This is a genomic window from Phenylobacterium sp., assembly GCF_016124325.1.
GTDB lineage: Bacteria > Pseudomonadota > Alphaproteobacteria > Caulobacterales > Caulobacteraceae > Phenylobacterium.
Genome location: NZ_WGNY01000029.1, coordinates 59,802 through 80,103 on the forward strand (window position 1 = coordinate 59,802; position 20,302 = coordinate 80,103).

A 20,302-nucleotide genomic window follows, 5' to 3' on the forward strand; every position below is an offset into this window, starting at 1 on the left:
CGGACCGTATCTCCGCGTTAGGACGCCATGGTCACTTCGATCGATTCGAGCCTGCTGCTGAGCTACTACAGCTCCCGGATCGGGTACTCCTCCGGGTCGAGCGCCGGCGCGTCTTCGTCGGTGTCGAAGCAGGTGGCGCCGACAGCGCCGTGGGCGAACGAAGGCCTCAATCCCGACCGCTCCGCGGCCGTCAGCGCCGTGATGGCCGGGCGTAAATTCATCAACGAGAACACGGCCCAACTCGATCTTCCGGGCGCCAGCGCCGACTACAGGAAGCTGTTCGCACTCTATTCCGGCCTTGGCACGCTGAGCGGCATCGTCGAACAGGTCCAGAAGAAGGGCGTCACCAGCATCGAGAAGCAACGGCTGCAGGAGACGTTCGCCAAGGGCATGGCCGAACTGACTTCGTACCTGAAGACCGTCAAGCTGGATCAAGCGCGCCTCACGATGGGCGAGGTGAACGCGACCGCGAAGACCACCGCGCCTGTCTCCGCCAAGAACAAGACCGAGTATGTGACCGCGCCGCTCTACTCCGGCGCCAGCTCCGACGCGGTGCCCCAGTTCCAGGGGGCGGTGCAGTTCACGATCAATGTAACGCGGTCGGGCGTGCTCCACGCGGTCGACGTCAACCTGGCCGACATGGGCGCGCAGACGCGCTCGATGGCGAATGTGGTCAATTTCATCAATTCCAAGCTGCAGGCCGAGGGGGTCGACACCCGTTTCGCCACTCAGCGGCTGCCCGGCGAGGAGCGCACCACGACCGCCGGCGGCAAGACAATCAGCCTGGGCGCCGGCCCCGATCAATGGGCGCTGAAGGTCAAGACCGGCGGCGAGGCGGTCAATTTCTCGGCGGCCAGCACGGCGGGCTCGGTCTATCTCGCGCAGGGCGTCGGCAACCCGAATCCGGACGGCAAGGCCGACACCAAAGACGGGGTCATCAGCCAGCAGCTGCTGAAGTTCCAGACCGACACAACCAGCGTCGAGGCGCCGATCCAGGGGCAGAACGAGGCCAACTGGGTCGACGGCCGGGTGTTCGCCAAGACGATGGGCCCCGAGATCGGCGCGGTCCACGCGACCCAGGTCGGTCCGGACGGCTCGGTCTATGTGCTCGCCGACGTCACCAACTCGACGGCGGGCCAGGACATCAAGGGCGACCAGGACGTCGCGCTGCTCAAGTACGATTCCGCCGGCAAGCTCATCTACACGCGCACCCTCGGCGCCTCTGACTCGGCGACCGGCCTCGCGCTCGCGGTGTCGGCCGACGGCAAGATCGCGGTGGCGGGCTCGGTGAGCGGCGGCCTGAACGGAGCGACCAACGGGGCGCTGAATTCCGGCGACAGCGGGGCCTACGCCGGGGAGGCCGACAGCTTCGTCACCGTGTTCAACGCCGACGGCGAGGAGCAGTGGACCCAGCGCCGCGGCGCACGCCTCGCCGACGAGGCCAGCCAGATCACCTTCGGCGCCGACGGCACGGTCTATGTGGCCGGCCGTTCCAAGTCGGCGCTGCCGGGCACGTCCAACCTGGGCGGCTGGGACAACTACGTCGAAGCCTTCGCCCCGCCCGACGCGGCGGGCAAGGTGCAGACGCTGTTCGCCCAGAACTTCGGCACCGCGGGCTCCGATCGCCCGGCGGGCATGGTGCTGGATGGAACCTCGCTGGTCGTGGCCTCGGTCGAGGACGGCCGCGGCGTGCTGCGCCGGTTCGACATTTCCAGCGGGACGCCCGTGCTGAGCGCGACCCGCGACCTGGGCGACCTGCAGGGCGGCGACATCGCCGGCCTGGCCCTGGACGGTAGCGACATCATCGTCGCCGGTTCGACCTCCAACGGCGCCCTGTCGGCCGGAACCGTGACCCGCGCCCTGTCGGGCGGCGTCGACGCCTTCGCGGCGCGTCTCTCGGCCGACCTGTCCGGTTCCGGCGACTCGATCGCCTACTACGGCGGCGCGGGCGACGATCGCGCGACGGCGGTCTCGGTGGCGGGCGGCAAGGTCTGGATCGCCGGCTCCGCGGGGACCGATCTGCCGGGTCAGCCCGCGGTGGGGAAGCAGGACGGGTTCCTCGCCAACCTCGACGTCGCGACGGGCTCCATCGACTGGTCGCGCCGCTTCACCGGCAAGGAAGGCTACACGGCGCCCACCGCCATCGCCGCGACGACCAGCGGCTCGACCTCTCTGGATCGTCTCGGCCTGCCGTCGGGCGACCTGGACCTCTCCGACTCGCAGAAGATCACCGCGGTCACCAGCATCCGTCCCGGCGATCAGTTCACCGTGCGGGCGGGATCGGGCGCCAGCAAGACGGTGACCATCGACGCCAACGACACGCTGGACACGCTGGCGCAGAAGATTCGCCGCGCCACCGGCTTCCAGGCCAAGGTCACGATCGGGACCAGCGACGGCGTCCGCAAACTCACCGTCGCGCCGCTGAACAATCGCATGGTGCTCGAGTTCGGCGCGGGAAAGACCGACAAGGACGCCCTGGAATTCCTGGGGATTCCGGAAGGCGTTGTGCGCAATTCCACGGTGAAGGGCACGGCGACCGTCCCGGCCGACGGCAAGTCGCAGATCTACGGCCTGAAGCTCGACAGCTCCCTGAACCTGGACGACACGCTCGGCATCAATCACGCGGCCGCCGAGCTGGCCGCGGCGGCCGGCGTGATCCGCACGATCTACAAGGACCTCAAGGCGGCCGCCGATCCGCTGGCCGCCCAGAAGGAAGCCGCCGCGGCGGCCACGAACGGCAAGGTGCCGGCCTATCTGACCAACCAGATCGCCAACTACCAGGCCGCGTTGGACCGCCTCACCGGCGGGGGGTAGAGCCTCGGCGCTTGAAAGAGCGCGCGGCTGGGGCTAGCGAGGCCGCATGGCGACATCCCCGAACACGCCGCGAGCCGGGCCGGGCGGTCGGTTTCCGCTCGTCGCGGCCGGCGCGGCGCTCGCGCTCCTGGCCGGCGCGGCGATCGGCTGGGTGTTCATCTCCGGAGATCGCGGCGCGCACGCCCCGCCGCCGGCGTCGCAGGGCGGCCTCGTCATCGATTCGAGCGGCGAGGAGGAAGGCAAGATCGACCCCGGCAAGCCGCTGCGATGCTTCGTCCAGGGCCAGTTCGTGGGGGAGTTCTCCCTGACCGAATGCGCCCGGCGCAACGGCGTGGCGACCGATGCGCTCGACGTCGGCCTCGACGAAACCGGCGCCCTGGCGGCGGCCGAGCAGGCCGGCCAGGTGCTGACGCCCCTGCCGCCGCCGCAGGAGGTCGCGCCGGGGCCCGAAGCCGCGGCGCCGGCGCCGGGCGTCACGCTCTCGACAGGGCCCGCCGGCGCGCCGCCCGCCGTCTGCTGGCGACATGGCGACGGCCGTTGGCGCAAGCTATCCGGAGAGATGGGGCTCGACGCCTGCGTCCAGACCCTGTTCGCGGGCCGGTGCGAGAAGCCCGGCGGCGCCTCGTATGGCCGATGGGCGCAACAGACCCTCAGGCTGGTGCCCGGGCGCGTGGAGGTGTCGGACGACAATCGCACGTTCCGCACGCTGGTCACCCAGTCGGCCGACTGCAGCCTGCCGCCCGTCGGATGACCGCGCGCGGCGTCTCCCCGCCGGGCGGAATCCGGGCTACGGTGACATCATGCGCCTGACGCCCGTCCTCCCGATCCTTCTGGCCGCGCTCGCGGTTTCGGCCTGCTCTCAAAAGACCGTGCCGCCGGGCGACCCGGGCGTCTGCTACCACGTCGTGCCGCAGAAGGACGGTACGCTGAAGTACAACAAGCTGGTCATGGCCAAGAGCCTGGAGGTGTGCGCCGCCAACCTCGAGGCCATGCGGATCAAGTTCCTGACCATGGGCGGCAACCAGCAGGATCTCCTGGGAGCTTATCAGTCCAACTTCCTGTTTCTGCAGAAGGAAGGGATCCTGACATCCACCTCGCTGGAGGGGCCGAGATACGTGGCTCTGGTGCGCACCGGCGACGGGCGTTTGGCGATCCCGGGCGCGATGCCGCAGCAGTAGCCGCCGGCGCCCACACTCTGCTGTGGACGGTTTGGAACATAAATAGAACATCTGCTTGTTAACAGTCCTGCGACGGGCTAGCTTGCGCGCAGGGCGCGATGCCCGCTGACCACGGAAAGCAGGGAACAGATCGAAATGGCGGGCAGCGTCAACAAGGTGATCCTGGTGGGCAATCTGGGGGCCGACCCCGAGATTCGCACGCTCAACTCCGGCGACCGCGTCGCCAACCTCCGCGTGGCCACCTCCGAGACCTGGCGCGACCGCATGAGCGGCGAGCGCAAGGAGCGCACCGAGTGGCACCGGGTGGTGATCTTCAACGACAACCTCGTGAAGGTGGCCGAGAACTTCCTGCGCAAGGGTTCGAAGGTCTACATCGAGGGCGCGCTGCAGACCCGCAAGTGGACCGACCAGTCGGGCCAGGAGAAGTATTCCACCGAGGTGGTCCTCCAGAAGTTCCGCGGCGAACTGACCATGCTGGACGGCCGCGGCGACGCCGAGCGGGAAGAAGGCGGCGGCTATGGCGGCGGCAATTTCTCGTCGGGCCCGCGTCAGTCCAGCTCGGCGCCGCGCGAGGAGTTCAGCCACGAGCTGGACGACGAGATCCCGTTCTAAGTCGGGTCAGAGCCGCGTCCTGAGCGACCAGAGCTCGGGGAAGCAGCGGCGCTGCAGCGTGCGCTGGAGATAGCCGCCGCCCGCGGCGCCGGCCGTGCCGCCGGTGCCCGGCTTGCCGCCGATGATCCGCTCGACCGTCAGCACGTGCTTGTGCCGCCAGGTCAGCAGGGCGTCGTCCAGGTCCACCAGCTTCTCGGCGAGCTGGTAGAGCTCCCAGTAGCGGGCCGTGTCGCGATAGACGGCGAGCCAGGCGTCCTCGACGGCGGGCGAGGGCGCGTAGGGCTGCGAGACGTCGCGGTTCAGCACCTCGTCGGGAACGGCAAGCCCATGGGCGGCCATCCGCGACAGCGCGTCGTCGTAGAGGCTGGGCGCCTCGAGCGCGCCCTTCAGTTCGGCCATCGGCGCCGAGCCCTCGTCCTGGAAGGCCAGGAACGAGGCGTCCTTCAGGCCCAGCAGGTATTCCAGCGTCCGGAACTGCCACGACTGGAAGCCGGAGCTGGTCCCCAGGCCCTCGCGGAAGCTCATGTAGTCCGCGGGCGTCATGGTGGCGAGGACGTCCCACGACAGGGTCATGATCGACTGGATGCGCGAGACTCGCGCCAGCGCCTTGTAGGCGGGCTCGACCTCGCCCGAGCGCACGAGACGCTTGGCGAGGCGCACCTCGTGGATGATCTCCTTGAGCCACAGTTCCTTGGTCTGGTGGATCAGGATGAACAGCAGCTCGTCATGGCGGTCGCTGCTCGGGTGCTGCGCCGCCAGCAACCGGTCGAGATCCAGGTAGCTGGCGTAGGTCACGGTCTTGGTGTCGGTGCTCACGCCGCCATGAGGGAGGGCCACGGCGGCGGCGAGTCAAGCCGCCAGCGGGTTCGGCGCCCTCAGCCGCCGTCCGCGGGGGCTTCCGGGGCCGGGCAGACGTCGCCGATGCGCCGCGCCTCGGTGCTGGCCTTGCCGGCGATGTCGAGGCCCAGGAACTCCACGGCCACTTCCGCGGTCAGGTTGAAGCTGGTGGGGGTGTACGAGCCCGAGCCCTCGATGGCCACGCGGCGGCCCTTCTTGCTGCGGCATGTGCCCTTCAGGCGGATCACGCCGTCGGAGATCACCTTGGTCGGATAGGTGCAGGTGTAGTGGCGGTTGGACGGGCCCGACATGAACTTGTCGACGTCGGCGGGCGTGATGCAGCGCTTCTCGGTCGAGGTCTGCCGGATCGGGGACAGCAGCCGGTTGGTCGATTCCCAGTAGCCGGGCTGGATCGGCGGCGCGGCCAGGGCCGGCGCCGCGATGGCGGTCAGGAGGAGGGTGGCGGCGAGACGCTTCATCGGTGTCGGGACAAGTCGGGGCTGGCGCATCGCCGGTCAAGGTGGCGCACGGCGCATGAACCGCGGATTAGCGGCGTCACGCCGGCGGGCCCGGCGTGTCCAGGAACGGCAGGTTCTTGTCGCGGATACGCTGCCCGGCCTCGTCGTAGAGGAAGGGCAGGAAGGCATGGCGCCGGCCGCGCGTCACCGCCGTCGCTTCGTGCTGAAGGCTGCAGCAGAACACCACCGCCCCGCCGGTCGGCGGCCGGTAGGTGCGCGATCCGAACTCCGGGAACCGCAGGTCGCCGCCCTCGTGCTCCTCGGCGTTGAGGTTGATCGACACGGCGAAGCGGCGGTGCGCCGTGCCCAGGGTCTCGTTGTCACGGTGCGGCATGAACCATCCGCCGCTGGAGGCGTCGTAGCAGGCCACGAGGTAACGCTCGAGGCGCGTGGCGCGGAACTGCAGCGCGCGCTCGACCATCGGCACGAGGTTTCGTGCGAGCGCGCCCCTGACCTCGTCCTTGAGATCCTGCGTCTCGATGAGCACGTCGCTGCGGCGCTTCATGGGGTCGAGGACGCCGATGGTCCGGCCGCCCACGTCGCGCATCACGCCGGAGGGCGCGCCGCCCCTGGCCTCGTAATAGGCGATCAGGCGGCGGCACAGGTCCGGCTCGAACACCCGGGGCAGGGTGAGGACCGGCGCGACCAGGGGCGCGCCGGCGTGGTCGTCCACGCCGCCCAGGGCCGCGATGCGGCGCGCCAAGGCGTCCGTCTCGTCGAGGGGGATTCGCTGGAGCAGGCGCAGCGTCGGATCGAACAGCAGCCAGGCCGGCTCGTCCTCGGCGTCCAGGAGGCGCGCGACCGCGCCGTCCGGGTCGAACATCCACCGCTGCGTGGGGATGTTGTCGACCATGTCGTCCCGCGGCGCCCGGGCAACGAGGAACGCCGCCAGCCGCCGGCCGTCGATGTGCGGCCGCAGGGCGTCGAGCGCCGCGAGCGCGCGGGCTCGGCGTGCGCCGTCGTCGGGCATCACGCCGACCAGGGCGTACCGCCCGGCCACGGTGCTGAAGCGATAGCGGGGGTTGGCCCGCGTCGCGGCGACGATGGGGGGCGCGAGTTCGCCGGGCGACAGCGGCGGGAGGTCCCAGCGCCCCATCAGGCGGCCGCCGGCCCGGTCGCGGCCATCCGGGCCTCGTAGGCCTCGCGCACCTTGGCTGCGTCCTCGTCGTAGAAGTAGGACAGCAAGGCGTAGCGCCGGCCCGAGGTCACCCGCGTGGCCTCGCCCATCAGCGCACACGAGTGGACCACGGCCCCACCGGGCGGCGCCCGATAGGTGGCGGGCCCGAACTCCGGCAGCCGCAGGTCGCCGCCTTCGAACTCGGCGTTGAGGTTCAGCGAGCACGCGAAACGGCGATGCGCGGTCCCGGGGGTCGTGTTGTCGCGACGGGCATCGAACACGGCGTCGTCGGCGGCGGCGTCGTAGCAGCTCACCAGGTGACGCTCGACGCGGGTGACCTCGAAGCCGAAGCCCAGCTTGATGAGGGGGAACAGCCGCCGCTCGAGTCGCACGGTGACGGCCTCAAGCAACTCGGGATCCGTCAGCACGATGTCGCGGCGGCGTTCGCGGGGGGCCATCGCCGGGATCGTCCGCTCGCCCCCGTCGGACGACACGCCGGCGAACGCCCCGCCGTCGGCCTCGTGCAGGCCGATGAGGGCCGCGCACAACTCCGGTTCGAAGATCCTGGGCGCGATGAGCACCGGCGCGGTGACCGGCCCGCCCGCATGCTCGCCGGGCGGCGGCAGGGCCGCGATCCGATCGAGCATCGCGGCGGCGGCCTCGATCGGTTCGGAGGCCATCACCCGAAGCGTGGGATCGAGCAGCAGCCAGTGCGGCGCGCCGCCGAAGCGGGCGGCGATGGCGCCGTCGCGGTCGAGCAGCCAGCGCAGGCCGCGGAGGTCGCGCGCGCCCTCCAGCCCGGCGTCGGGGGCCACGACGAAGGCGCAGGCCTTCCGGTCGTCGAAGAGCGACTGGCGCGCGGCCAGCGCGCGTAGCGCCGCCGTCCGCGCCTCGGCCTCGCCCGGCAGGAACAGCATCAGGACATAGCGCCCGGCGGCGCTGTCGAAGACGAATTCGGGGTTCGATGGGGTCGGCGCGGTGAACCACGGCGCCGGCAGCCCGAGGCGGAGCGGCATGGCGCATTCCTAGTGCGTTCCCGCGCGCCGGTCATCAGCCTCGCGGGTCGCGCGTGCGCACGCACGCACGCGCGCGTGAGTTGGCGTTCGGTCTGCCGGGATGCTATCTGGAGGGCCTACCCGATCAGTCCGATTCTTACGGCGACATCCCAGCTTTGACCGACGACAGCACCACCCCACCCGAAGACGGGCGCGGGGGCATCGCCCCTATCGCCATCGAAGACGAGCTGAAGCGCTCCTATCTCGACTACGCGATGAGCGTGATCGTCAGCCGCGCCCTGCCGGACGTGCGCGACGGTCTGAAGCCGGTCCACCGGCGCATCCTGTTCTCGATGGGCGAGAACAACCACACGCCCGACCGCAGCTATGTGAAGTCGGCCCGCGTGGTCGGCGACGTCATGGGTAAGTACCACCCGCACGGCGACGTCGCGATCTACGACACCCTGGTGCGGATGGCCCAGCCGTTCTCGATGAGCCTGCTGCTGATCGACGGACAGGGGAACTTCGGCTCGGTCGACAACGATCCGCCGGCCGCCATGCGCTACACCGAAAGCCGGATGACGCGCGCGGCGATGTCCATCCTGGCCGACCTCGACAAGGACACGGTCGACTTCAAGGACAACTACGACGGCTCCGAGCAGGAGCCGGTGGTCCTGCCGTCGCGCATCCCCAACCTGCTGGTCAACGGCGCCGGCGGCATCGCCGTCGGCATGGCCACCAACATCCCGCCGCACAATCTGGGCGAGGTGGTCGACGCCTGCCTGGCCTATGTGGACAATCCCGAGATCGGCCTCGACGAGCTGCTCGACATCGTGCCGGGGCCCGACTTCCCGACGGGCGGCCAGATCATCGGTCGCACCGGCGCGCGCCAGGCCCTGATGACCGGCCGCGGGTCGGTGATCATGCGCGGCGAGGCCACGATCGAGGAGATCCGCAAGGATCGCGAGGCGATCGTCATCACCTCGATCCCCTATCAGCTCAACAAGGCCGCGCTGGTCGAGCGGATCGCCGAACTGGTCCGCGAGAAGCGGATCGAGGGCGTCTCCGACCTGCGCGACGAGAGCGACCGCCAGGGCATGCGCATCGTCATCGAGATGAAGCGCGACGCCACGGCCGACGTGCTGCTGAACCAGCTCTATCGCTACACCCCGCTGCAGACCTCGTTCGGGGTCAACATGCTGGCCCTGAACCGCGGCCGGCCCGAGCAGATGGGCCTGAAGGAGCTGGTGTCGGCCTTCGTGGACTTCCGCGAAGAGGTCGTGGTCCGCCGCACCAAGTTCGAGCTCTCCAAGGCGCGCGACCGGGGCCATGTGCTGGTCGGCCTCGCCATCGCCGTGGCCAACATCGACGAGTTCATCCACATCATCCGCTCGTCGAAGGACCCTGCGGAGGCCCGTGAGCGGCTGGTGGCCCGCGACTGGCCGGCGGGCGACATGATGCCCCTGGTCGACCTGATCGCCGATCCGCGCACGGTGCTGGTGAGCGACAACCAGATCCGCCTCACCGACGAACAGGCCCGGGCGATCCTGGCGCTGACGCTGTCGCGCCTGACGGGCCTGGGGCGTGAGGAGATCTTCGGCGAGGCCGGCGAACTGGCCGGGACGATCCGGGGCCACCTCGAGATCCTGGCGTCGCGCGAGAAGGTCATGGCGATCGTCCGCGAGGAGCTGGAGGAGGTGAAGGCCGCCTTCGCCGTGCCGCGCCGGACCGAGATCGTCGAGGGCGACGCCGACGTCGAGGACGAGGACCTCATCGCCCGCGAGGACATGGTGATCACCGTGACCCACGGCGGCTATGTGAAGCGCACGCCGCTCAGCGTCTACCGGACCCAGCACCGGGGCGGGAAGGGGCGCTCGGGCATGGCGACCAAGGAAGAAGATGCGGTCACCCGCGTCTTCTCCGCCAACACCCACACGCCGATGCTGTTCTTCTCGTCGGGCGGAAAGGCCTATCAGCTCAAGGTGTGGCGCCTGCCGGTCGGCACGCCGACCTCGCGGGGCAAGGCGTTCGTCAACCTGCTGCCGATCGAGCCCGGCGAGAGCATCACCTCGATCCTGCCGCTGCCCGAGGACGAGGCGACCTGGGATCAGTACGACGTGATGTTCGCGACCCGCTCGGGCAACGTGCGCCGCAACAAGCTGAGCGACTTCATCGGCATCAAGCGCAACGGCAAGATCGCCATGAAGCTCGACGAGGGCGACTCGATCATCGGCGTGGGCGTCTGCAACGCCGACCAGAACGACATCCTGCTCACCACGGCGCTTGGCCGATGCATCCGCTTCGCGGTGGACGAGGTGCGGGTCTTCGCCGGACGTGACTCGACAGGCGTGCGCGGCATCCGCCTGGCCGAGGGCGACATCGTGATCTCCATGGCGATCCTGCGCTCCGTCGGCGCGACGGCCGACGAGCGGGCGGCCTACGTCAAGCAGGCCAACGCCAATCGCCGCGCGGCGAGCGGCGAGACCGATGACCTCGAGGAGGCCGCGGTCGAGGACGACGAGGAAGTCGCAGGCGAGGCGGCGCTGTCGGTCGAGCGCTTCGCCGAACTCGGCGCGGCCGAGGAGTTCATCCTCACCGTGTCGACCGAGGGGTACGGCAAGCGCAGCTCGGCCTACGAGTTCCGTCGCACGGGGCGCGGCGGGCAGGGCCTGCTGGCGCAGGATCTCACCAAGCGCGGCGGTCGCCTTGCCGCCTCGTTCCCGGTGGACGACAGCGACCAGATCCTGCTGGTCACCGACCAGGGCCAGCTGATCCGCACGCCCGTCAGCCAGGTCCGCATCGTGGGCCGCAACACCTCGGGCGTGATCATCTTCCGGACGAGCGCGGACGAACACGTCGTCTCGGTTGAGCGCCTGGCCGATTCCGGCGAGGACGAAGAAGGCCCGGAGGTCGGGGAAACACCTGACGCAACGGAAGGCTAGGGTCACAAAAACACAGATACCCTCTTGCAATGCGCGGCCTCGGCGGCGAAACGCGAGGGAAAGGGTGTGTTGGGGGACCAGCGTCCATGACTCGAGTCGGCCTCTATCCGGGCACGTTCGATCCCATTCACAACGGCCACACCGATATCATGGGGCGGGCCGTGAAGCTGGTGGACCGGCTGGTGATCGGCGTCGCGATCAACGCCGGCAAGGGCCCGCTGTTCTCGCTCGACGAACGCGTGGCGATCGTCGAGGAGGCCGTGGCGCCCCTGCGGAACAAGGCCGACATCACGGTCCAGCCCTTCGAAGGCCTCACCATGCACTTCGCCCGCGAGGTGGGGGCGCAGGTGATCGTGCGCGGCTTGCGCGCGGTGGCCGACTTCGAGTTCGAATTCCAGATGACCGCCATGAACCAGCAGCTCGACCGCGAGATCGAGACGGTCTTCTTCATGGCCGATCCGCGCCACCAGGCCATCGCTTCGAAGCTGGTGAAGGAGATCGCCCAGCTCGGCGGGGACGTGAACAGCTTCGTCAGCCCGGCGATCAAGGACCGGCTGATGGAAAAGGTTGGCCGGGGCTGATCCACTGGCGGACCGCGCCTCGGGCGGCTAGGAGAGGCGCGATGAAGCGTTCTCTCGTGCTTGCCGCCTGCCTGGCGGCCCTTGCGGCTCCCGTCGCCGCCCAGGCGCCGGCCGGTTCCGCGCCGCCCGCCGCCTCGGACTGGCGCACGCCGAACCCCGACGACATCCTGGTGATCGACACCAACAAGGGCCGGATCATCGTGGAGATGATCCCCGAGGTCGCGCCGCAGTTCGTCGCGCGGGTGCGCGAACTGGCCCGGCGCCACTTCTACGACGGCCAGACGTTCTTCCGGGTGATCGAAGGATTCATGGACCAGACCGGCGATCCCGAGAACCGCGGCACGGGCGGCTCCGACCTGCCCGACCTGCCGGCGGAGTTCACGTTCCGCCGCGGCGCCGACATGCCGTTCGCCCTGGCCCAGGACCAGAGCGTGGCCGAGGTCGGCTTCATCAAGTCGCTGCCGGTCACCACCCAGTCGATGATGCTGGCGCCGCTGACCAAGGACCAGAAGATTTCGGGCTGGGCGCTCTATTGCCCCGGCGTGGCCGGCGCGGCGCGCGGTCAGGAGGAGGCCTCGGCCAACAGCCAGTTCTTCCTGATGCGCGACAGCTATCCCAAGCTGGAGAAGCGCTACACGGCCTGGGGCCGGGTGATCTCCGGCCAGGAGGTGGTGACCGCCATCAAGACCGGCGAGCCGGTGCCCGAGCCGCAGGACCGGATGGAGCGCCTGCGCCTGCTCAGCGACATGCCGGAGACCGATCGTCCGAAGATCCGGGTGATCGATCCGTCCGGAAAATGGTTCAAGACCGAGATGGCTCGGGCGGTCGCTGCGGCCGGCGGCGCGCCGTTTTCGGCCTGTGACGTGAAAATTCCTGTCGAGGTGAAGTGATGGATGCGGAAAACACACTCCTGATGGAGCTCGAAACCGGCCCGGTGAAGATCGAGCTGCGGCCCGATCTGGCGCCCCAGCACGTGGCGCGGATCAAGGAGCTTGCCCGCGAGGGCTTCTACGACGGCGTGGTCTTCCACCGGGTCATCGATGGCTTCATGGCCCAGGGCGGCGATCCGACCGGCAGCGGCATGGGCGGCTCCGACAAGCCGAACCTCCCCGCCGAATTCTCCCGGGAGCCGCACGTGCGCGGCGTGTGCTCGATGGCGCGCACGGCCAACCCGAACTCGGCCAACAGCCAGTTCTTCATCTGCTTCGACGACGCCCGCTTCCTCGACGGCCAGTACACCGTCTGGGGCGTGGTGACCGAGGGCATGGAGAACATCGACGCCCTGCCCAAGGGCGAGCCGCCGCGCAGCCCGGGCAAGATCGTCTCGATGAAGGTTGGCGCCGACTCCTAGGAGCCGGGCGGAAGCACCTCGCCGCCGGACGGCGCCCGTCGTTCGGGTTCGCCGGGCGGGCCCTCGCGCGGCGCCAGGGTGACGACCAGCGGATAGTGGTCCGAGCCCAGCCAGGGGCCGCGCTCCACCTTGACCGTCGCCCAGCCGGGGCCGGCGTAGACGTGGTCGATCGGCAGGAAGGGCCAGGGCCAGGGCCGCCCGAAGACCTGGGCCGGCCAGGTGGGGAGCGCGCGGTCGCGGCGGATCAGGCCGAGTTCGTCGTCCAGGCCCCGCAACTCCGCCGACCAGGGCGTGGCGTTGAGGTCGCCGGTCAGGATCATCCGCTCCCGCGGCAGGCGCGAGACCACGGTCACGAGGTCCCGGGCCTGGGCCTCGGCCGCGTCGCTGATGCGCCAGCCGAGGTGCGCGGTGACCAGCTCCATCGGGCCGTCCGGGCTTGCATAGCTGGCGTTCACGAAGGACAGCGTCCACGGCGGCTTCCGCCGCGGCCGGTTCATCCGCGTGTAGGGCTGCGGCGTGAAGATGATCAGGTTGCCGTGGGCGCCGGCCGTCTGCCAGCCGGTGCGCTTGATCAGCAGGTCGCGAAGGTCGTGCCGCGCCTCGTTGATCGTCACCACGTCGGCGTGCTGGGCGGTCACCCAATCCACGACGCGCTCGATGTCGGCGTTGCTGCGGAGCGCGTTGATCTGGATGACCTTGATCGCGCCCGGCGCGCCGGGCGGCGCCGTCGGCCCGGTGTCGCGCTGGAACTCCGGGGCCATCAGCAGGCCGCCCGCCACGATCGCCAGGATCGCCGCGCCCGCGACCGGGCCGCGCCCCGCCGCCAGCGCCCAGAGTCCGCCCAGGGCTCCGAGGCCGGCGTAGAGCGGCGCGAAGTGGGCCAGCACGTCCAGGCGCGTCACCCGCCCCCCGGTCAGCGCCAGCAGGGCGGCGAGCGCCGCCGCCAGCACGACCACGGTCAGCGCCACGTTCAATCCATCGACGAACCGCCGCATCTGTTGTCCCGAGCTTGACGCGCGCGGCGCCGCGTGGCCTTCACCTCGCCCTTCATGACGCTAGACGATTTCGATTTCCACCTGCCGGATGACCGGATCGCGCTGCGGCCCGCCGAACCGCGCGACGCGGCGCGGCTGCTCGTGGTCGCTCCGGAGGGTCCCTTGCGGGATCTGACCGTGCGCGACCTGCCCGGCGAGCTGCGGGCCGGCGACGTTCTGGTCGTCAACGACACCCGCGTGATCCCGGCGCGGCTCAAGGGCGTGCGGATTCGCGGAGAGAGCCGCGTGGCGGTGGAGGCCACCTTGCACCGCCAGACTGCGGGCCACGTCTGGACCGCCTTCATGCGCCCCGGCAAGCGCCTGGCCGTCGGCGACCGCATCGCCTTCGGCGCGGCCGAGGATCGCGCCTGCGCCCTGGCCAGCCTGGACGCGACCGTCCGCGACAAGGGGGAGGGCGGGGAGGTCACCCTGGCCTTCGACCTGTCCGGCCCCGACCTGATGGCCGCCATCGCCGAGCGGGGCATGATGCCGCTGCCGCCCTACATCGCCGCGAAGCGGCCGGAGGACGCCCGCGACCGCGCCGACTATCAGACGATCTACGCCGCCGAGGACGGCTCGGTGGCCGCCCCGACCGCCGGGCTCCACTTCACGCCCGAACTGATGGACCGGCTGGCGGCCATGGGCGTCGGCGTCGAACGGGTCACGCTGCACGTGGGCGCCGGCACCTTCCTGCCGGTCAAGGTCGAGCGCATCGCCGAGCACCGCATGCACGCCGAGTGGGGCGAGGTGGCGGTCGGCGTCGCCGAGCGGCTCAATGCGGCGCGCGCCGCCGGCGGGCGGATCGTGTGCGTGGGCACCACCTCGCTGCGCCTGCTGGAGAGCGCCGCGGGCGAGGACGGGCTGATCCGGCCGTTCGCGGACGAGACGGCCATCTTCATCACACCGGGTTACCGGTTCCGCGCCGTCGACGGGCTGATGACCAACTTCCACCTGCCGAAATCAACCCTGTTCATGCTCGTCGCCGCGTTTTCCGGCCTGGAGCGCATGCACGCGGCCTACGCCCACGCCGTGGAGGCGGGCTACCGCTTCTACTCCTACGGCGACGCCGGCCTGCTCTGGCGGGCGCGCTGATGGGGGCGTTTCCGTTCACCGTCGAGGCTGAGGACGGGCGCGCGCGCACGGGCCGCCTCGTCACCCCGCGCGGCGAGGTGCGCACGCCCGCCTTCATGCCCGTGGGCACGGCGGGCACGGTGAAGGCGCTCACGGTCGAGCAGGTGGCCGAGACCGGCGCCGACATCCTGCTGGGCAACACCTATCACCTGATGCTCCGCCCGACGGCCGAGCGGGTGCGGCGAATGGGCGGCCTGCACCGCTTCATGCGCTGGGAGAAGCCGATCCTCACCGACTCGGGCGGCTTCCAGGTGATGTCGCTGTCCAAGATCTCCAAGGTCACGGAGGAGGGCGTCACCTTCCAGAGCCACCTCGACGGCAGCCGCCACGCCCTGACGCCCGAACGCTCCATCGAGATCCAGGCCGACCTGCTGGGCTCCGACATCGTGATGCAGCTCGACGAACTGGTGGGCCTCCCGGCGGAACGGGAGCGCGTCGCCGCGGCCATGCGGCGCTCGGCGCGCTGGGGCGAGCGATCGAAGAACGCGTTCGGCGAACGAGATAGCCAGGCGCTGTTCGGCATCCAGCAGGGCGGGACCGACGAGGCCCTGCGCCGGGAGTCGGCCGAACGCCTCACCGAGATCGGCTTCGACGGCTACGCCATCGGCGGCTTGGCCGTGGGCGAGGGGCACCAGGCCATGGTGGAGGTGCTGGACTTCGCCCCTGGCATGCTGCCGCCCGACCGCCCGCGCTACCTCATGGGCGTCGGCAAGCCCATCGACATCGTCGAGGCGGTGGCGCGGGGCGTCGACATGTTCGACTGCGTGCTGCCCACGCGCTCCGGGCGCCACGGCCAGGCCTGGACCTGGGACGGCCCGATCAATCTGAAGAACGCCCGGTTCGCGGAGGACGAGGCGCCCCTGGACCCGGCGAGCGCCGTGTCGGCAAGCCGCGACTATTCCAGGGCCTATCTGCACCATCTGGTCAAGGCCAGTGAGATCCTGGGGCAGGTGCTGCTCTCCTGGCACAACCTGGCCTTCTTCCAGGCCCTGATGGCGGAGATGCGCGCCGCCATCGCCGAGGGGCGGTTCGAGGCGTTCCGCGCGGCGTTCGCGGCGCGCCAGAATTCTAGAGCCTTCCCGGATCAAGTGGCATCACTTGATCCGGACAAGAAGGCTCGATCTTCAAGAGTGTAGAGCCCGTCCAGGCGGGTGAACCGGCATCCACTTCACCCTGACGGGCTCTAGCGGGTCGGATACTTCGGCTTAGGCGCCTGCTCGTCGACGGCGGGAGCCGTGCCCGCGCGCTCGTGCGACGGCGTGGCGGGCGGCTTGCAGCCGCGGGCCTCGCCCAGGCCCTTCAGATAGGCCCTGCGAACGTTGCCGGCGATGATGGCCGACTGGACGAGCTTGTCGTGCGCTTCGGCGCCAGAGAGCCTCCGGACCACTCCGCGGAAGGGAATGGCGCTGGCCGCGAGGTCGCCGGCCGTGCCGAGCGCGGCGGACTTGCCGCGTTCCGTCAGGTCCTCGTCGCCCGGCGGCACGAGGTCGAGGTCGGGACCCAGCGCGACGTTCAGCGGCACGATGAGGGCGGCGAGCTGCGGGCACTTCCAGCGCGGCGGCGGCCGCGCGTAGGGATCGCTCAGCGCCTGAAGCAGGACTTCGGGAATCTTGGTCTTGCCCATGTTGAGGTCGCGCAGCGGCGTGGTCACGGCGCCTTCGACGCTGCCCTTTTTCACGTCGTCGGAGGTCTTCACCTGATCGGCGGGATCGGCCGGAGCCGGTGGGGGCGGGGGCGCCTGCTGGACGGTCTTCTTCCTGGTCGCGGCCCAGCCTTCGTCGACCGTCGCCACGGGAAGCCCGGCGACGATCAGCGCAGCGACGATCCGGCGAAGCGCGGCCGACCTCATAACCTCGACAATACGCCGACTTGCGGCGTTGTTAAGGCCGAGGTGGGCGAATGCGGGGCTTCCCCTTTCGCGCGCCGCCCTCTAGTTTCCGCGCCGCTTGGCCCGGGGCGTCCCAGTACGTACCGGCGTCGAGGGCCGGTAGCTCAGTGGTAGAGCATTCGACTTTTAATCGAATGGTCCTGGGTTCGACCCCCAGCCGGCCTACCACCCGCGCGTCTGCGGATCAGAACGTCAGCTTGATGCCGGCCACCACGCGGCTCTTCGCCAGCCTGTCGCCGCTGACGTCGGTGTCCCAGTAGCGGACGTCCACGCCCACATGGTCGCCGAGCGCATATCCGACGCCGAGGTTCCAGGTGTTGAAGTCGCCCGACCCCTTGACCTCCTGCCGCCCGAGGGCGCCGGAGAGCGAGAAGGAGGTTCCGGGGATCGTCGTCTGGGCGTTCACCTCGTAGTAGACCGCCGCGCCCGTCTTCCCGAAGTTCTCCGGCGAATAGTAGACGGCGGCGCCCAGGGTGGCGGGTCCGGCCGGCACGGAGGCGGCGACCTTGCCCTCGAAATAGTCCTCGTGGCTGCCCTTCGGTTGGTCGGTGTAGCCGTAGTACAGGATTCCGATGTCGAGGCTGACGGGGCCGGCCTGGGGCGTGATCCCGGCGTAGAGGTCGAACTCGGCGTCGGTGCCGTTGTTGAAGTCGACATTGGAGACCCAGACGCCGGCGTAGGCGATGCCCGCCGAAGCATCGACGCTGCCGTAGATTTCGGGATCCCGGTCGGTCTGGCTGAAGCCGCGGAACACGTAGTCCGATGCGGCCCCGACGTTGAACGACACCGATACGTCCTCCGCGCAGGCCGGCGCGGCGAGGCCCGCCGCGGCCAGCGCCGCGATGGCGGCCACGCTCGACGATGCGAAATGCCGATGACGAAGGGCGCGTTGGATCATGGAAGCCTCCCTGGTGGCGCGCGTCCACGCGAGGCGAACCCGCTGCCCGCTTCATTAGCGGCGGCCGCCATAAGCTACTCTTAACGACATCGGGCGGTGCGCGCCGGAACGCAAAACGCCGCCCCCTTTCCGGGGGCGGCGCTTCGAAGCATCACGCGTCGGCCCGCGCTACGGGTTGTCGACGCCGGTCTTGGCCAGGTAGGCGTCCAGCGCCTTGCGGGCGACGGTCTTGCAGCCACTGGTCTCGGCCACGCGGACGATGTCGTCCAGGCTGGTCAGGCTCTCGATCGCCGGGCAGATGCCGCCGCGGCGGGCCCCGAACGTGCGGCCCTGGGGCGGCGGCTCGACCAGCGCGCGCAGGGTTTCGAAGCGGGCGGAATCGGCGGCGGCCATCTTGGCGGCCGGCACGATGACGCCGGAGGCGCCGCCCTTCAGCGTCATGACTTCGCCGGTCGCGCGCATCACGGTGATCGTCTTGCCGGCGCCCAGCGCCACCCGCGCACCGGCGTCCAGCGCCTGGCCGCGCGGAATCGACGGGTCGCTGGAACTGACCACGATGTAGTCGCTCGCCGCGGCGGCGCCCCCGAACGCCACGGAAAGCACAACCCCAATCAACAGCTTACGCATCAATCTGACCCCCGTACGTCCTCTGAGTCCACGTCGTGCATCGATATGCAGACTACCACATGGGCCGGCTGAACGGTACCTGAAGCGCCGGTTTGTACTTCAGTTACGCAGACGCCCGCTCCGAAGACGCAAGACGCCAAACTTGATGAGCCAGACCAGCCCGCGCTCGATGAACGGACGGCGATCCGGCGGAAAGATGGCGAGCAGATCGACGACGCTCCGGGAGTCCGCATCCAGCGCCGCCACGATGACCTCGACCTCGGCGTCGTCGGGCAGTCGCGCGGCGGATGCACGTACGCCGGGGCGCGCCGTGAGCCTGCTCGCCTCGCCGGGCGCCATGGGGCGCGCCAGCCCGAGCACGTCGGCCTCGGAAAGCGTCGCGCTCGGGTAGGCCCCGAACATCCGGAAGGGGTCGGGGCGATACGGGTTCTCCAGCGCCGGCCGCGGAGGCGCCGCCTGGCGGCGTCGGGCGAGCTCGGCCCACAGGGCCTGGTATTGGGGAATGACCGTGCGCCAGTCGAGCGTCTCGCGGACGCGGCGGGTCGCCGCCTCGCCTATGCGTCGCCGCAGGTCGGCGTCGCCGAACAGCGCCGTCAGCGCCTCGGCCGCGTCGGGGATGTCGATGGCCGTGAGGAGCGAGGCCGCCCCGGCGTAGGCCTCGAACGACATCAGCCGGTGGGCGTGGGCGTAGGCGAGGTCGGCCGCCAGCCCGGGTCGCGGCGTGGTGGTGCGGATGCGGAAGCCGTCGACGCCGTGCCGGACCGTGTCGCGGTAGCCGTCCCAGTCGCTGACCACCACCGGCAGTCCCGCCGCCATGGCCTCGACCGGCGTCAGGCCGAACGTCTCCTGGATGTTGTCGGAGAACGACAGGAAGACGTCGGCCGCCGCCAGCACGCCGCTCCGGGTGGCCGCCGAGGTGTCGGGCGCGAAGCGGACCTCCACGTCCTCGCAGAACGCCGTGGCGGCGGCGCGGAAGGCCTCGTCCTCCTCCGGGCGCCGCGCGCCGCCGAAGAGTATCCAGTAGACCGGCCGCCCGACCCGGCGGGCGGCTTCCTGCAGGGCCAGGCCCATCGGGCCCGGGTGCATCTTGGTCGTAGCGCTGAAGCGGCCCAGGTGCAGCGCCGCCGGCGCGTCGGCCGGGATGTCCAGCGCCTCCCGCCACGCGTGGCGCGCGTCGGGCGCGGCCACGAAGTCGTCGCAGTGGACGCCAAGCGGGATGGTGACCAGCTGGGCGGGCGGGATTCGCGCGGCCCCGAACCGCTCCTGGAGATAGGTGGCGACGGCCTCCAGGAGCGTCTCCACCGCCTTGCGTCCGGCCTCCGAGGTGCAGATCAGCGCGTCCCACGGCTCCAGCGGGGCGGTGAGGAGGGCGGCGATCTCGTCGAGGATGTAGGTCTCGGCGATGGTATGGGTCACGCCGGTCAGGGAATAGGCCGTGGCGCCGGTCGCCCACCGCGCCCAGGCCTCGGTCTTCATCTCCGGCGTCGGGATGTAGAGCGCGCCCGGTTCGGCCAGCGCGACCCGGTCGCCGCGGCCCAGCCAGGAGACCGGCTGCTTCGGCGGGCCGAGGCGCTGCAGCAGGGCCTCGATCTCGCTCCGGTCCTGCTCGTAGACGTTCCAGAGCCACAGCCGGTCGACGTCGGCGTATTCGAGGAACCCGCGCAGGAAGCCCTCGCCGGCGGAGACGCGGCCCATCGGATGCGTCATCGACGCATCGTAGGGCTCGGTGTTCAGCTGAATCGCGGCGTTGGCCATGATCCCCCTGGAGACGCCGAGCCG

19 protein-coding genes and 1 tRNA gene are annotated in these 20,302 nt (G+C 70.3%); 11 read left to right on the top strand and 9 right to left on the bottom strand.

The genetic code is table 11. The features are described from left to right. Positions 1-27: 27 nt before the first annotated feature. From GC203_RS16860 to ssb, 4 genes are all read left to right on the top strand, one after another. On the top strand, positions 28-2,814 hold the full coding sequence (locus GC203_RS16860; RefSeq protein WP_293456947.1) for a hypothetical protein: 2,787 nt from the start codon (positions 28-30) through the stop codon (positions 2,812-2,814). A gap of 46 nt (positions 2,815-2,860) precedes the next feature. Further along, positions 2,861-3,565 (top strand): hypothetical protein, encoded by a 705-nt coding sequence (locus GC203_RS16865; RefSeq protein ID WP_293456949.1) that lies wholly within the window; start codon positions 2,861-2,863, stop codon positions 3,563-3,565. A gap of 49 nt (positions 3,566-3,614) precedes the next feature. Then, on the top strand, positions 3,615-3,992 hold the full coding sequence (locus GC203_RS16870) for a hypothetical protein (RefSeq protein WP_293456952.1): 378 nt from the start codon (positions 3,615-3,617) through the stop codon (positions 3,990-3,992). Between the two features lie 135 nt (positions 3,993-4,127). Then, positions 4,128-4,604, top strand: a complete 477-nt coding sequence (gene ssb / locus GC203_RS16875; RefSeq protein WP_293456954.1) for a single-stranded DNA-binding protein — start codon at positions 4,128-4,130, stop codon at positions 4,602-4,604. 6 nt (positions 4,605-4,610) lie between these two features. On the opposite strand, the gene GC203_RS16880 is transcribed toward ssb, so the two are convergent. The 4 genes from GC203_RS16880 to GC203_RS16895 all read right to left on the bottom strand — a co-directional run bounded on the left by GC203_RS16880 (position 4,611) and on the right by GC203_RS16895 (position 8,092). Continuing rightward, positions 4,611-5,420: a tryptophan 2,3-dioxygenase gene (locus GC203_RS16880; protein WP_293456957.1), complete on the bottom strand. Its 810-nt coding sequence runs from the start codon at positions 5,418-5,420 to the stop codon at positions 4,611-4,613. A 59-nt stretch (positions 5,421-5,479) separates the two neighbouring features. Continuing rightward, positions 5,480-5,920, bottom strand: a complete 441-nt coding sequence (locus GC203_RS16885; protein WP_293456960.1) for a DUF3617 family protein — start codon at positions 5,918-5,920, stop codon at positions 5,480-5,482. Between the two features lie 76 nt (positions 5,921-5,996). Beyond that, entirely contained in the window at positions 5,997-7,055 is a 1,059-nt protein-coding gene (locus tag GC203_RS16890) for a 2OG-Fe(II) oxygenase (protein ID WP_293456963.1), read from the bottom strand. Beyond that, on the bottom strand, positions 7,055-8,092 hold the full coding sequence (locus GC203_RS16895) for a 2OG-Fe(II) oxygenase (RefSeq protein WP_293456966.1): 1,038 nt from the start codon (positions 8,090-8,092) through the stop codon (positions 7,055-7,057). The genes GC203_RS16890 and GC203_RS16895 overlap by 1 nt, the downstream gene beginning before the upstream one ends. A 155-nt stretch (positions 8,093-8,247) precedes the next feature. Between GC203_RS16895 and gyrA the strand changes: the two genes are divergently transcribed. From gyrA to GC203_RS16915, 4 genes are all read left to right on the top strand, one after another. Then, positions 8,248-11,013 carry a DNA gyrase subunit A gene (gyrA, locus tag GC203_RS16900; protein WP_293456969.1) on the top strand — a complete coding sequence of 922 codons (2,766 nt, stop codon included), beginning with the start codon at positions 8,248-8,250 and terminating at the stop codon, positions 11,011-11,013. An 86-nt stretch (positions 11,014-11,099) separates the two neighbouring features. Further along, on the top strand, positions 11,100-11,594 hold the full coding sequence (coaD, locus tag GC203_RS16905; protein ID WP_293456972.1) for a pantetheine-phosphate adenylyltransferase: 495 nt from the start codon (positions 11,100-11,102) through the stop codon (positions 11,592-11,594). 41 nt (positions 11,595-11,635) lie between these two features. Further along, positions 11,636-12,484, top strand: a complete 849-nt coding sequence (locus GC203_RS16910) for a peptidylprolyl isomerase (protein ID WP_293456975.1) — start codon at positions 11,636-11,638, stop codon at positions 12,482-12,484. Then, complete coding sequence (locus GC203_RS16915) at positions 12,484-12,945, top strand: peptidylprolyl isomerase (RefSeq protein ID WP_293456978.1); 462 nt, start codon at positions 12,484-12,486, stop codon at positions 12,943-12,945. The genes GC203_RS16910 and GC203_RS16915 overlap by 1 nt, the downstream gene beginning before the upstream one ends. Here GC203_RS16915 and GC203_RS16920 read toward each other — a convergent pair. Then, complete coding sequence (locus GC203_RS16920; RefSeq protein WP_293456981.1) at positions 12,942-13,940, bottom strand: endonuclease/exonuclease/phosphatase family protein; 999 nt, start codon at positions 13,938-13,940, stop codon at positions 12,942-12,944. The genes GC203_RS16915 and GC203_RS16920 overlap by 4 nt on opposite strands. Positions 13,941-13,994: 54 nt before the next feature. On the opposite strand from GC203_RS16920, the gene queA reads away from it, so the two are divergent. Next, positions 13,995-15,071 carry a tRNA preQ1(34) S-adenosylmethionine ribosyltransferase-isomerase QueA gene (gene queA, locus GC203_RS16925; protein WP_293456984.1) on the top strand — a complete coding sequence of 359 codons (1,077 nt, stop codon included), beginning with the start codon at positions 13,995-13,997 and terminating at the stop codon, positions 15,069-15,071. Then, positions 15,071-16,246 (top strand): tRNA guanosine(34) transglycosylase Tgt, encoded by a 1,176-nt coding sequence (gene tgt / locus GC203_RS16930; protein ID WP_293456987.1) that lies wholly within the window; start codon positions 15,071-15,073, stop codon positions 16,244-16,246. Before queA ends, tgt begins: the two co-directional genes overlap by 1 nt. A 47-nt stretch (positions 16,247-16,293) precedes the next feature. Here the strand turns inward: tgt and GC203_RS16935 are convergent, their stop codons facing one another. Then, entirely contained in the window at positions 16,294-16,959 is a 666-nt protein-coding gene (locus tag GC203_RS16935; RefSeq protein ID WP_293456990.1) for a hypothetical protein, read from the bottom strand. Positions 16,960-17,091: 132 nt separating this feature from the next. Between GC203_RS16935 and GC203_RS16940 the strand changes: the two genes are divergently transcribed. Then, positions 17,092-17,166: transfer RNA gene (locus GC203_RS16940), tRNA-Lys, on the top strand. Between the two features lie 16 nt (positions 17,167-17,182). Here GC203_RS16940 and GC203_RS16945 read toward each other — a convergent pair. From GC203_RS16945 to GC203_RS16955, 3 genes are all read right to left on the bottom strand, one after another. Next, positions 17,183-17,896: a TorF family putative porin gene (locus GC203_RS16945; RefSeq protein WP_293456993.1), complete on the bottom strand. Its 714-nt coding sequence runs from the start codon at positions 17,894-17,896 to the stop codon at positions 17,183-17,185. A 168-nt stretch (positions 17,897-18,064) separates the two neighbouring features. After that, on the bottom strand, positions 18,065-18,523 hold the full coding sequence (locus GC203_RS16950; RefSeq protein ID WP_293456996.1) for a hypothetical protein: 459 nt from the start codon (positions 18,521-18,523) through the stop codon (positions 18,065-18,067). A 99-nt stretch (positions 18,524-18,622) separates the two neighbouring features. Continuing rightward, the gene (locus GC203_RS16955; RefSeq protein WP_293456999.1) at positions 18,623-20,278 is read right to left on the bottom strand and encodes a glycosyltransferase family 4 protein; all 1,656 of its coding nucleotides are present in this window, start codon (positions 20,276-20,278) and stop codon (positions 18,623-18,625) included. Positions 20,279-20,302: the final 24 nt, after the last annotated feature.

What these genes read in the sequence shown, in the direction of transcription:
- GC203_RS16860 (WP_293456947.1), top strand. Translation starts at nt 28, where the DNA reads ATGGTCACTTCGATCGATTCGAGCCTGCTGCTGAGCTACTACAGCTCC.
- GC203_RS16865 (WP_293456949.1), top strand. Translation starts at nt 2,861, where the DNA reads ATGGCGACATCCCCGAACACGCCGCGAGCCGGGCCGGGCGGTCGGTTT.
- GC203_RS16870 (WP_293456952.1), top strand. Translation starts at nt 3,615, where the DNA reads ATGCGCCTGACGCCCGTCCTCCCGATCCTTCTGGCCGCGCTCGCGGTT.
- ssb (WP_293456954.1), top strand. Translation starts at nt 4,128, where the DNA reads ATGGCGGGCAGCGTCAACAAGGTGATCCTGGTGGGCAATCTGGGGGCC.
- GC203_RS16885 (WP_293456960.1), bottom strand. Translation starts at nt 5,920, where the DNA reads ATGAAGCGTCTCGCCGCCACCCTCCTCCTGACCGCCATCGCGGCGCCG.
- GC203_RS16890 (WP_293456963.1), bottom strand. Translation starts at nt 7,055, where the DNA reads ATGGGGCGCTGGGACCTCCCGCCGCTGTCGCCCGGCGAACTCGCGCCC.
- GC203_RS16895 (WP_293456966.1), bottom strand. Translation starts at nt 8,092, where the DNA reads ATGCCGCTCCGCCTCGGGCTGCCGGCGCCGTGGTTCACCGCGCCGACC.
- coaD (WP_293456972.1), top strand. Translation starts at nt 11,100, where the DNA reads ATGACTCGAGTCGGCCTCTATCCGGGCACGTTCGATCCCATTCACAAC.
- GC203_RS16910 (WP_293456975.1), top strand. Translation starts at nt 11,636, where the DNA reads ATGAAGCGTTCTCTCGTGCTTGCCGCCTGCCTGGCGGCCCTTGCGGCT.
- GC203_RS16915 (WP_293456978.1), top strand. Translation starts at nt 12,484, where the DNA reads ATGGATGCGGAAAACACACTCCTGATGGAGCTCGAAACCGGCCCGGTG.
- GC203_RS16920 (WP_293456981.1), bottom strand. Translation starts at nt 13,940, where the DNA reads ATGCGGCGGTTCGTCGATGGATTGAACGTGGCGCTGACCGTGGTCGTG.
- queA (WP_293456984.1), top strand. Translation starts at nt 13,995, where the DNA reads ATGACGCTAGACGATTTCGATTTCCACCTGCCGGATGACCGGATCGCG.
- tgt (WP_293456987.1), top strand. Translation starts at nt 15,071, where the DNA reads ATGGGGGCGTTTCCGTTCACCGTCGAGGCTGAGGACGGGCGCGCGCGC.
- GC203_RS16935 (WP_293456990.1), bottom strand. Translation starts at nt 16,959, where the DNA reads ATGAGGTCGGCCGCGCTTCGCCGGATCGTCGCTGCGCTGATCGTCGCC.
- GC203_RS16945 (WP_293456993.1), bottom strand. Translation starts at nt 17,896, where the DNA reads ATGATCCAACGCGCCCTTCGTCATCGGCATTTCGCATCGTCGAGCGTG.
- GC203_RS16950 (WP_293456996.1), bottom strand. Translation starts at nt 18,523, where the DNA reads ATGCGTAAGCTGTTGATTGGGGTTGTGCTTTCCGTGGCGTTCGGGGGC.
- GC203_RS16955 (WP_293456999.1), bottom strand. Translation starts at nt 20,278, where the DNA reads ATGGCCAACGCCGCGATTCAGCTGAACACCGAGCCCTACGATGCGTCG.